Annotated in this window: 8 protein-coding genes; all 8 read left to right on the top strand. The window is 37.2% G+C overall.

The features are described from left to right. Positions 1–32 precede the first annotated feature (32 nt). The 8 genes from CZ225_RS01645 (at position 33) to lgt (ending at position 11,579) form a co-directional block, all read left to right on the top strand. The gene (locus tag CZ225_RS01645; RefSeq protein ID WP_077152767.1) at positions 33–1,343 is read left to right on the top strand and encodes an NHL domain-containing protein; all 1,311 of its coding nucleotides are present in this window, start codon (positions 33–35) and stop codon (positions 1,341–1,343) included. A gap of 21 nt (positions 1,344–1,364) precedes the next feature. After that, positions 1,365–4,436 carry a SusC/RagA family TonB-linked outer membrane protein gene (locus CZ225_RS01640; protein WP_077152766.1) on the top strand — a complete coding sequence of 1,024 codons (3,072 nt, stop codon included), beginning with the start codon at positions 1,365–1,367 and terminating at the stop codon, positions 4,434–4,436. Between the two features lie 11 nt (positions 4,437–4,447). Further along, entirely contained in the window at positions 4,448–6,427 is a 1,980-nt protein-coding gene (locus tag CZ225_RS01635; RefSeq protein ID WP_083714554.1) for a RagB/SusD family nutrient uptake outer membrane protein, read from the top strand. Between the two features lie 18 nt (positions 6,428–6,445). Continuing rightward, complete coding sequence (locus CZ225_RS01630) at positions 6,446–7,297, top strand: BT_3987 domain-containing protein (protein ID WP_077152765.1); 852 nt, start codon at positions 6,446–6,448, stop codon at positions 7,295–7,297. A 3-nt stretch (positions 7,298–7,300) separates the two neighbouring features. Next, complete coding sequence (locus tag CZ225_RS01625; RefSeq protein ID WP_077152764.1) at positions 7,301–8,431, top strand: TlpA disulfide reductase family protein; 1,131 nt, start codon at positions 7,301–7,303, stop codon at positions 8,429–8,431. 186 nt (positions 8,432–8,617) lie between these two features. Further along, entirely contained in the window at positions 8,618–9,721 is a 1,104-nt protein-coding gene (gene ychF / locus CZ225_RS01620) for a redox-regulated ATPase YchF (protein ID WP_077152763.1), read from the top strand. 73 nt (positions 9,722–9,794) lie between these two features. After that, complete coding sequence (locus CZ225_RS01615; RefSeq protein ID WP_077152762.1) at positions 9,795–10,706, top strand: ketopantoate reductase family protein; 912 nt, start codon at positions 9,795–9,797, stop codon at positions 10,704–10,706. Positions 10,707–10,733: 27 nt separating this feature from the next. Beyond that, a complete protein-coding gene (gene lgt, locus CZ225_RS01610) occupies positions 10,734–11,579 on the top strand; it encodes a prolipoprotein diacylglyceryl transferase (protein WP_077152761.1) in 846 nt (281 codons plus the stop codon). Positions 11,580–11,617 lie beyond the last annotated feature (38 nt).

The raw sequence follows: 11,617 nt of genomic DNA, 5'->3' as shown, positions 1-11,617 counted from the left end.
TTGCGCATACTCACAAATAAAATATAAGAAATATGAAATTAGGAAGACAAAATTATGTAAGAACGAGGTTGAAGTTTCTTGGAATCTTTTCCCTAGTATTTCCCCTACTCTTCTCATGTAAGGATTCTGATTCGGACGAGAACCAATTTAATCCAAATGCTCCTGTAGAAGTTAATGCTATCATTCCAGAAACCGGATCTGTAGCTTTACCACTTGTTATTCATGGAAAAAATTTCGGAGTGGACAAATCCAAAATCAAAGTTTACTTTGATGATGTTCAAGCACAAATCATTACTGCTAAAAGCGAACACTTGTATGTGTTAAATCCCCGGCAAACGGGAGGAGAACACATCGTTAAAGTAATTGTTAATGATAAAGAAGGGGTATTAAAAGAGAAATTCACTTATATCGTAACTTCTTCTGTTACAACTGTTGCCGGTAGTGGTGAATATGACGTTATTGACGGAAATGCATTGGAAGCCGCATTTGCATCCCCTGAATACATCGCTGTAGATGACAAAGGCAATATCGTTGCTTCTGACTATAGAGGTGATTACTTAAGATTAATTTCCATAGAAGAAAGTAAAGTAACTACTCTATTTGAAGATGGATCTATATATGGCTTGAGTTTTTCACCAGATTATTCAACACTTTATATAGGAATGGAAGGAAATAGTATCATGTCCAATGAATTAGACTGTAATTCCAGTTGGTTGCGTTCGGTCGTACCAAATACTGTTGATATGGGATATGGTACTGCTACTACAGTGACAGACTCTAAAGGTAATGTATATTATATTGGTTACAAGGGAGAAATTGCCCAAAAAAACATTGAGACAGAAACAATCACTGTGATTGGTAAAATTCCAAGTGATCTCATTGATATTGAAGCTGACGGAAGTGGTGTAGATTATTATGCAGCGTATAATCCCAAAGACAATCATATCTACATATCTACTAGATTCGAAAATGTAATTATTCGTTTTGAAGCAGGCATTAAAACATTAGAAAGTGACGATTTTGAGTTATATGCTGGAACATTGAATCAAAGTGGACTTAATAATGGTCCACGCCTGAATGCAACATTTTATGAACCCAGAGGAATGGCATTCGACAGTAAAGGTAATATGTATATAGCTGATTCTAAAAACAATGTTATTCGCATGATTAACCCAGAAGGAGAGGTCAGCACATTTATAGGAAATCCAGAAGGAGGACATAAAGATGGAAGTCTAGAAGAAGCATTATTTTACCGTCCTTATGACGTAACTATATCCCCTGAAGATTTTATTTATGTCGCAGATGCTGGAAATCACCGCGTTCGATGTATTGCAATTCAATAGTTAATTTAGACTGAAAGAAAAATGAAAAAAAACACATATATCCTTCTTGCATGTCTTTTACTCTGCCTTCCCAATACAATAAAGGCGCAAGAAACATCATTCAATCTTACTGGTGTTGTTACATCCAAAGGAGAGTTACTTCCCGGAGTAAATATCCATATTAAAAATAAGCCTGGTGCAGGTGTTGTCACTAATCTTGATGGAAAATATCAAATAAAAGTACAAATATCTGACGTATTAGTTTTTTCTTTTATTGGATATAAATCTCAAGAAAAACTAATTAGCCAAAAGACCAGTAAACTGGATATCGAATTGGAAGAAGAAACTGGAAAAATTGATGAAGTAGAAATAGTAGCTTATGGCAAACAAAGAAAAGTGAGTGTAGTGGGAGCTATTTCGTCCATCAATATAGATGATTTAAAAAGCTCACCGGTCACATCAATGTCCAATGCCTTAGCCGGAAGAATGGCTGGTATCATCGGAGTACAGCAAAGTGGAGAACCCGGATCAGATGTTTCAGAGTTCTGGATTCGTGGTATCAGTACTTTTGGGGCAAAATCAACTGCTTTATTCCTGATCGACGGAGTAGAACGCACGCAAAATGACTTCAACAATCTTCTCCCGGAAGATATAGAAAGTTTTTCCATTCTGAAAGACGCTTCAGCTACAGCCGTTTATGGTGCTCGTGGCGCAAATGGAGTTGTATTGATTACTACTAAAAGAGGTAAAGAAGGAAAGATGTCTATTAGTGCCAATGTTAAAACAATGATTGAATATCTTCCCAGACTCCCTAAATATCTAAGAGCTTATGATTATGCTAATCTGGCAAATGAAGCGAAGTTAGTACGTGGAGAAGTGCCTCTTTACGATGATAGAATGTTTGAAGTAATAAAATACCATTTGGATGACAACTTCTACCCCGATATCAATTGGCAGGATGAGATACTAAAAAAAGCAACTTTTGGCTGGCAAGCAAACTTGAATATCTCTGGTGGAGGTAGCATTGCACGCTATTTTATGAGTCTCAATTATAGAGGCAACGATGCAGCTTACAAAGAATCAAATATACATAAATACAATACCAATGTTAAACGTCACCAATATAGCTTCCGTTCCAACATCGATGTGAATGTAACAAAATCGACCATTATTAGCTTAAATCTGGCTACTACCATTATCGATATGAATCGCCCGGGTATTGGAACAACAAACGCTATATGGAGTGCACAAGCAAATATGAACCCTTTAAACGTACCTAAAGTATATACTAATGGACAATTTCCCGCATACGGAAAAGATGATGCAACATCTCCATACGTTCTATTGAATGAAACCGGATACATTAGTGAATATAACAACACACTGCAATCAACACTGAAACTGAATCAAGATTTGGGAATGATAACCAAGGGGTTAAGTTTTGAGGCTTCCATATCATTCGACTCCTATAATTATCATAATGGAGAACGAAAGAAAATGCCGGAACTATACAAAGCAATCGGATATAGTTCTACTGGTAAATTGCTCACTGAAAAAACCGTAGAAGCTCAACCCATAGAATATACTCCGACTTCGGGAGGCAACCGAAAAGTTTATGCTGAAGCACGACTCCATTATGAACGAATGTTTGGATGGCATAGAATTGGAGGATTATTTTTATATAATCAAAGTAGCTACAACACAACAGGAGCTACAGACGAAATAAGTTCCATTCCGGTACGTACACAAGGAATTGCAGGAAGAATAACTTATTCATACAAGGATATTTACCTCTCTGAATTTAACTTTGGATACAACGGTACTGAAAACTTTCCTAAAGGACAACGATTCGGCTTCTTCCCTTCCATCGCTTTAGGATGGGTAATTAGTAACTACGCAGCAATACAAGAAAAACTACCTTTCCTCAGACTGATGAAGATAAGATATTCATTTGGTCTGGTAGGTAATGATGAATTAAACCAACGCTTCCCATTCCTGACTTATGTCGGCTCTACTGATGGATATAAATTTGGTGATCGTGGAGAAAACGTGTTTAAAGGTATCGGTATTACTCAACAAGGTTCAGAAGGATTGCAATGGGAGAAAGCTGTCAAACATAACCTAGGACTGGACATCACATTATTTGATAAGATTTCCATGGAATTTGATTATTTCCATGATACAAGAAGTCGTATTTTTATGGAACGTACCCAACTTCCAGATATCATGGGTATACCAACTACCCCTTACGGAAACGTAGGTAAAATGAAAAATTACGGATATGACGGAACACTGAGTTATCATGACAAAATAGGTGATGATTTTTCCTATGAATTAAGAGGTAATTTTACAATTACCAAAAATAAGATTTTAGAATACGACGAACCAAACTATAAATATTCCTACCTAGCCAAAAAAGGACAAAGTTTGAATATAACTTATGGATACGTAGCACTAGGATATTTCCGTGATGAAGATGATATTAAAAACAGCCCACAACAATTTGGCAACGTAATGCCAGGTGATATTAAATACAAAGATGTCAACGGAGACAATGCTATCACAGAAGAAGATATTGTACCTATAGGAAACTCTAACATCCCACGTATCCAATACGGATTTGCTGGTAATTTCTCTTATAAGAATTGGGACTTAGGTATTTTCTTCAGGGGTTCCGGAGCTTCGGATTTCTTTTATGGAGGGCAAGCATACTTCCCGTTCCAGAAAGGAGAGACAGGAAATATTCTTAGTATCGTCAATGATCCGTCAAACCGCTGGATACCAGCTTCGTTTTCAGGAGATAAAGCTACAGAAAATCCTAATGCACGTTTTCCACGATTATCTTATGGTACAAACAAAAATAATTTTCAAAAATCAACTCATTGGTTAGGGAATAGTGCCTTTTTACGATTGAAAACCATAGAAATCGGATATACTGTGCCAAACAAGTTATTGCACAATATATATATGAAAGGATTACGAATATCAGTGATTGGAGATAATCTACATGTATGGGACAAGGTGAAAATATGGGATCCGGAACAAGCTGATAAAAACGGTGCAATCTACCCACTCACACGTTCCTTTACCTTAAACTTACAAGCTTCATTCTAAAATTTGAAATTATGATAAGAAAAATTATATACTTACCGTTCATTTCCTTGCTAATAGGGTTATGTACATGTTTCATACAATCCTGTAACTATCTGGATATTGACCAGTATATCAATGATATGCAATCATTGGATACCGTTTTTCAGAAAAAAGGATTAACAGAACAATTCCTCTATAATGTATACAGTTACTTACCATCCCCCGGTCAAACATGGGATGGAGATAATCCCAAATCCATTCCATGGATATTATGTGCAGATGAGGCATTTAATGTAGAGCCTAATGGCGTTAATAACTTTTGCAATAACATTTTCACATCTAATAATAAAGAGTTCACGAAATGGAAAAGGTACTATGAAGGTATACGTAACGCCAGTATTTTCATAAAACGCGCACCAGAGTGTAAAGAGTTAAACACTATACAACTCCGTGAATATATAGGTGAAGCCCAGTTCCTTAAAGCTTATTTTTATTTTGAACTCATGAAACAATATGGTCCGATATGCTTAGTACCAGAAGATGGCTTCACATTGGAACAGCCCATAGAAGAAATTCTGATCGCCAGAAACTCTTGGGACGAATGTGTAGATTACGTCAACAATCTTCTTGAAGAAGCAGCCCAAAAATTACCAGACGAACGCCCCTCGTCAGATTTTGGAAAACCTACCTCAGGAGCAGCACTTGCTGCCAGGTCAAGGTTACTTCTTTATAGTGCAAGTCCTTTATTCAATGGAAATACATCTTATGCCGACTTCAAAGATAAAAAGACAGGTATCAATTATATCAACCAGATCAAGGATGAAAGCAAATGGGCCGTTGCAGCTCTAGCAGCCAAAGAAGTGATCAATAAAGGAACATATAAGCTCATGAACGTTCCTGAAGATGAAAAAACTCCTGCATTACCTAAAAACGTAGTATCTGATCCGGATTTCTACAATCAATATCCTAATGGAGCTGCAGGCATTGATCATTATTTATCTTATGCCAATATGTTTAATGGTTCCGTCAGTGGTTCAAAAAATACTGAAATAATTTTTGCAATGCCAGGAATAGAAATAGACCGATATTGCGGTCCCAATAAAATGAGAGGGTACAGTAGCTACAATGTTACTCAAAAACTAGTAGATGCATATTATATGATCAATGGAAAAACAATTGAGGAGGGAGGAAGTGATCCTGATTACCCATATACTACAGAGAAATCTAGTTCTAGCACTAATTTTTCAGGTTATATACTTCCTTCAGGTGTATATGGTTGGTATCTAAATCGTGAAATGAGATTTTATGCCACAATAGGGTTTAACCGTTCTTATTATATTGGTTCTTCAAGTCCAAGAAGTACTTTTAAAAATTTCGAAGCAGAATTTCATTCCGGAGGAAATTGTACAGATGCCGTTTCAGGAACATGGATGGCTGATCGTTTCAGATATTGTATGACAGGCTACTTATGCCGTAAATTCCAAAATCCTGAGGATGTATTCGGAGGCAGTTATTATGGTTCGGTTAAACCTAAAGTATGGATAGACTATCGATTAGCTGAAATCTACCTGAATTATGTAGAAGCCCTAAATGAACTAACGGGTTCTCATACAATAGGAGAAAAAACTGTTTCTCGTGATCCATCGGAAATAAAAAAATATTTCAATATGATTCGCTACCGTGCCGGGCTACCGGGAATCACACTCTCAGATGCAGATAATGCAGAAAAGGTTAGGCAACTCATACGGAAAGAGTGCCAAATAGAATTAGCCTGGGAAGGACACCGTTATTTCGATGTACGAAGATGGAAAATTGCTATCGAAGAAGAAAATGATAATGTAACAGGAATGGCTGTCAATAAAAAAGAAGATGACGGTTTTTATCGTGTCGTACAAGTAAAAGAAGTAGCATATGCCTACAAAAGGTTTAGTTCACGAAAAAACTTTTGGCCGATCCCTCAAACTGAAATCACCAAAAATACGAATATAGTTCAAAATCCCGGATGGGAATGATAATACAAAAAGAAGAATATGAAAAAAATATATTTATTAACGATTTTAGGGATTGCTTCCCTATTCACTTCGTGCTCGAACAAAGTAGACTTTGGAGAACAATATAAAAAAATTGTATATATTGTCAATAGTAAAGATGCATTGTATTATGCACAACACGATGCAACTAATGCTAGTAAAGGCAACATCAGTGTATATACTACAGGTTCCGAATTACCTAATCAAGATATTCGAGTATCCTACAAAGTAGACGAGAAAGCTTTAGATAGTTTCAACCAGAAAGAATACGGTGACCGGACTGAACTGTATTTTTCTCTGATTCCTAAAGAATTATATTCTTTTGAAACTGCAGATGTTACAATCAAAAAAGGAAATCCTTACGGTTGTTTGAATTTCACAATCAACACACTTGCGTTACTACCCAATAAAGTATACATACTACCTATTACTATATATGAAGCACAAGGTGCTGAAATAAGCGAAAATCTACACACAATTTTATATGTCATTCGAATAAAAAACATATATGCCGGCAACTATATATCATCATGTACTATCAATAATACAGCGAAAGGAGATTTTAACAAAAAGATTACTGCTGCAACTAGTAAAAAGATTCTGCTACCACTGGCCAATAAAAGCAATATGTCGAGTAGCAATACTTTAGATTACAATACAGACTATTACCAAATAACTATTAATGACGATAACACCTTGCTTCTGGAACCTTATTTACAATCAATTATACATCAGGACACAGAAACACAAAGTTATTATGACCCTGAAGAACGTATTTTCTATATTTACTATAATATGGAAGATAAATACGGAGATTATATACCTGTTAAAGAAATATTAAAAGCGATTTGATATATGAAACATTTAAAAACAGTTATCAGTTTGACAATTGTATTGATTCTTTCTATGGGAGGAGTCTATGCGCAAAATATAAAATATACACTTGATGTCAAAGTAAACAGCCCTAACAGCAAGTTATTCATTCTTCAAAAAGAGAAGAACAGTGTACAAATAGATTCCATAGTATCGACTGATGGAAACTTCCATACAGAAGGAGAAGTAGCCAACATAAGTAAAGCCTATCTTTATCTAGTCCCTAAGGAGCAATATTCCAGTAATACTTCTTTTAAAAAAGGATTCCCCATATATTTAGAATCGGGAAAGATTACTGTCGTTTCAAATGAACCGACATTAGATAACAGCATATTAGACGGAACTCCTTCCAATAAAGATTTATATACATATAATGAAACCAGAAAAACATTCATCATAAAAATGAATCAACTGGAAAAGGATTATAGTAAGGCTAAACAGGAAAAGGATATTGTAAAAATGCAAATGATAGAAAGTGAATATGACGATCTGGAATTAAAATTGAAACAAGCAGAAAATGACTTCTTCAACTCTCATCCAAATTCTTTTGTAAGCTTTGACTGGCTAAATTCATCTTTCAACATTGCTACACAGAAATCGAAAGTTATGGCCTTATTCAACCAAATGGGAGAGAATATAAAACAGTCGGAAGCTGGAAAACAATTCAAAAACAAACTGGATAATACACAGTCTGTGGAGATCAACGAGATAGCTCCAAACTTCTCGGCTCTTAATCCTGAAGGCAAAGAAATCTCTCTCAACTCATTTCGTGGAAAATACGTATTACTAGATTTCTGGGCTTCATGGTGTGGACCTTGTCGCAGAGAGAATCCGAATGTAGTAGCTGCTTATAACGCATATAAAAACAAAAATTTCACAATATTAGGAGTATCACTTGACAACTCTAAAGAAGCATGGATTAAAGCAATAGAAAAAGATAATCTAACTTGGGAACAAGTATCCGATCTAAAAGGTTGGAACGCAGCTCCTGCCGCACTTTACAGCGTTCATGGCATACCATCAAATTTTTTAATTGATCCTCAAGGGCGAATCATTGCAACCAATTTGAGAGGAGAGGAATTATCAAAGAAGTTAAGTGAAGTACTTCCATAATAAAATCTTTATATTTACAAAAGATCATTTGGGAGAATATATCACAAGATCATTAAAAGTAGCGTCCTTTGATAATGAGTGACGCTACTTTTTTATAAGAAATAGCAGTCAAAATACTAAAACTCTTCCAAAATGCCTATCTTTGCAATCTAATTACCGATAACTAAATAAAAACGAAATAGATAAATGGCATTGCAATGTGGTATTGTCGGACTACCGAACGTAGGTAAATCGACACTTTTCAACTGTTTGTCGAATGCAAAAGCACAGGCGGCAAATTTTCCTTTCTGTACAATCGAACCGAATGTAGGGGTAATCACTGTTCCCGATGAGCGTTTAAATGCGCTAGCAGAACTGGTTCACCCTCAACGAATCGTTCCTACTACAGTAGAAATCGTAGACATTGCCGGGTTGGTGAAAGGTGCAAGCAAAGGCGAAGGATTGGGAAATAAGTTCCTTGCTAATATCCGCGAGACAGACGCCATCATTCATGTGCTCCGCTGTTTTGATGACGACAATGTGACACACGTAGACGGAAGTATTAATCCAATCCGCGACAAAGAAATCATCGACTATGAACTTCAACTAAAGGATTTGGAAACAATCGAAAGCCGCATCCAAAAAGTACAGAAACAAGCACAGACCGGTGGTGATAAAGTTGCCAAGCAAGCTTACGATGTCCTTGTTCAATACAAAGAGGCACTCGAACAAGGTAAGTCTGCACGTACTGTAACCTTTGAAACTAAAGATGAACAGAAGATTGCACACGAACTGTTTCTACTGACCAGCAAACCTGTAATGTATGTATGTAATGTAGACGAAGCCAGTGCAGTGAATGGCAACAAATATGTAGATATGGTACGTGAAGCAGTGAAAGATGAGAATGCTGAAATTCTGATTGTAGCTGCCAAAACAGAAGCGGACATTGCCGAGCTTGAAACATATGAAGACCGCCAGATGTTCCTTGCCGAAGTAGGACTCGAAGAATCGGGCGTAGCACGCCTTATCAAATCAGCCTACAAACTGCTAAACCTCGAAACTTACTTTACAGCAGGAGTACAAGAAGTACGTGCATGGACTTACGAGAAAGGATGGAAAGCTCCACAATGTGCCGGAGTCATTCATACAGATTTTGAAAAAGGATTTATCCGTGCAGAAGTAATCAAATACGAAGATTTTATCAACTACGGATCGGAAGCAGCTGTGAAAGAAGCCGGAAAGCTGGGTATTGAAGGAAAGGAATATATCGTGCAAGATGGGGATATCATGCACTTCCGTTTCAACGTTTAACAACTTTAATGAGGAGTGGTGAACTTGGTTTATTCACAATTCATCATTCTTCATTTTTAATTCTTCATCTATCATGAAATATCTTATCGCAGGAACCGGTGGCGTCGGTGGCAGTATTGCAGGATTTCTATCACTCGCCGGAAAAGATGTTACTTGTATTGCTCGCGGAGCTCATTTGCAAGCCATACAAACAAACGGTCTAAAGTTGAAATCAGACTTAAAAGGAGAACATACACTCGCCATACCGGCGACAAACGCAGAAGAGTTTAATGAGAAAGTAGATGTCATCTTTGTTTGTGTCAAAGGCTATTCCATTGATTCCATTACTGAACTTATCAAGAGAGACTCACATGAGAATACGGTTGTTATCCCTATTCTGAATGTCTACGGAACTGGTCCACGCATCCAGCGTCTCGTACCGGGTGTTACGGTACTTGATGGTTGCATCTACATTGTCGGCTTCGTTTCCGGTATAGGTGAAATCACTCAAATGGGAAAGATTTTCCGTTTGGTTTATGGAGCACATAAAGGTACTAAGGTTGCTCCAGGCATTCTGGAAGCGATACAGAAAGATCTCCAGGACAGTGGCATCAAGGCTGAGATTTCTCCGGATATCAACCGGGATACATTTATCAAATGGTCGTTTATCTCAGCAATGGCTGTTACAGGAGCCTATTATGATGTCCCTATGGGCGAAGTACAGAAGCCTGGAAAAGTGCGGGATACATTTATTGGACTCTCTAAGGAAAGTTCCGAATTGGGACGCAAACTAGGAGTTGAGTTTCCGGAAGATCCAATTAGTTATAACCTGAAAGTCATCGACAAGCTCGATCCTGAAAGTACCGCGTCCATGCAAAAGGACTTGGCGAAAGGACATGAATCCGAAATTCAAGGTTTGTTATTCGATATGATTGCAACTGCAGAAGAACAAGGAGTGGATATCCCTACTTACCGCATGGTTGCTGAGAAATTTACTAAACGTTAATTGTAAAACCGTAAACCAATATACAAAATGAATACCTTATTACTATCTATCAATTGGAATCCGAATCCCGAATTTTTCAACCTGTTCGGCATTTCTATCCGTTATTATGGAATCTTGTGGGCAATAGGAATCTTCTGCGCTTATTTCATTGTTCGTTACCAATATCGGGATAAAAAGATAGATGAGAAGAAATTCGATCCTCTCTTCTTCTATTGTTTTTTCGGTATTCTGATTGGTGCCCGTCTGGGACATTGTTTGTTCTATGATCCAAGCCATTATCTGACCAGTGGAAAAGGATTCATAGAAATGTTTATTCCAATCCGGTTCTTGCCGGGTGGAGGATGGAAATTTACAGGCTATGAAGGACTCGCCAGTCATGGTGGAACACTCGGTTTGATTATTGCACTCTGGTTATATTGCCGTAAAACGAAGATGCATTACATGGAAGTAGTGGACATGATTGCCGTTGCTACCCCACTCACTGCCTGCTGCATTCGTCTGGCAAACCTGATGAACTCTGAAATTATCGGTAAGCCGACAGATATGCCTTGGGCATTCGTTTTTGAACGAGTAGATATGCTTCCCCGTCATCCGGGACAACTCTATGAGGCTATTGCATACCTGATTCTATTCTTCATCATGATTTTCTTGTATAAAAAATACAGTAGGAAATTACACCGAGGCTTCTTCTTCGGACTTTGTCTGGCTTATATCTTCACGTTCCGCTTCTTTATCGAATTCGTAAAAGAAAACCAGGAATCATTTGAAGACAATATGATGTTCAACATGGGACAATGGCTAAGCATTCCGTTCATTATTGTCGGCATCTATTTTATGTTCTTTTACGACCGCAAAAAAGTGTCGGAAAGATAAAGCATATATAAACATAGAAATCCGGAAGAGGAGAGAGG

Source organism: Bacteroides bouchesdurhonensis (assembly GCF_900155865.1).
In the GTDB taxonomy this organism is placed as follows: Bacteria; Bacteroidota; Bacteroidia; order Bacteroidales; family Bacteroidaceae; genus Bacteroides; species Bacteroides bouchesdurhonensis.
The sequence above is the reverse complement of the archived record's forward strand: the minus strand, read 5'-3'. Positions and strand labels throughout refer to the sequence as shown.

Coding starts and splice junctions, on each gene's coding strand:
- ychF (WP_077152763.1), top strand. CDS start 8,618: ATGGCATTGCAATGTGGTATTGTCGGACTACCGAACGTAGGTAAATCG.
- lgt (WP_077152761.1), top strand. CDS start 10,734: ATGAATACCTTATTACTATCTATCAATTGGAATCCGAATCCCGAATTT.
- CZ225_RS01640 (WP_077152766.1), top strand. CDS start 1,365: ATGAAAAAAAACACATATATCCTTCTTGCATGTCTTTTACTCTGCCTT.
- CZ225_RS01630 (WP_077152765.1), top strand. CDS start 6,446: ATGAAAAAAATATATTTATTAACGATTTTAGGGATTGCTTCCCTATTC.
- CZ225_RS01645 (WP_077152767.1), top strand. CDS start 33: ATGAAATTAGGAAGACAAAATTATGTAAGAACGAGGTTGAAGTTTCTT.
- CZ225_RS01635 (WP_083714554.1), top strand. CDS start 4,448: ATGATAAGAAAAATTATATACTTACCGTTCATTTCCTTGCTAATAGGG.
- CZ225_RS01625 (WP_077152764.1), top strand. CDS start 7,301: ATGAAACATTTAAAAACAGTTATCAGTTTGACAATTGTATTGATTCTT.
- CZ225_RS01615 (WP_077152762.1), top strand. CDS start 9,795: ATGAAATATCTTATCGCAGGAACCGGTGGCGTCGGTGGCAGTATTGCA.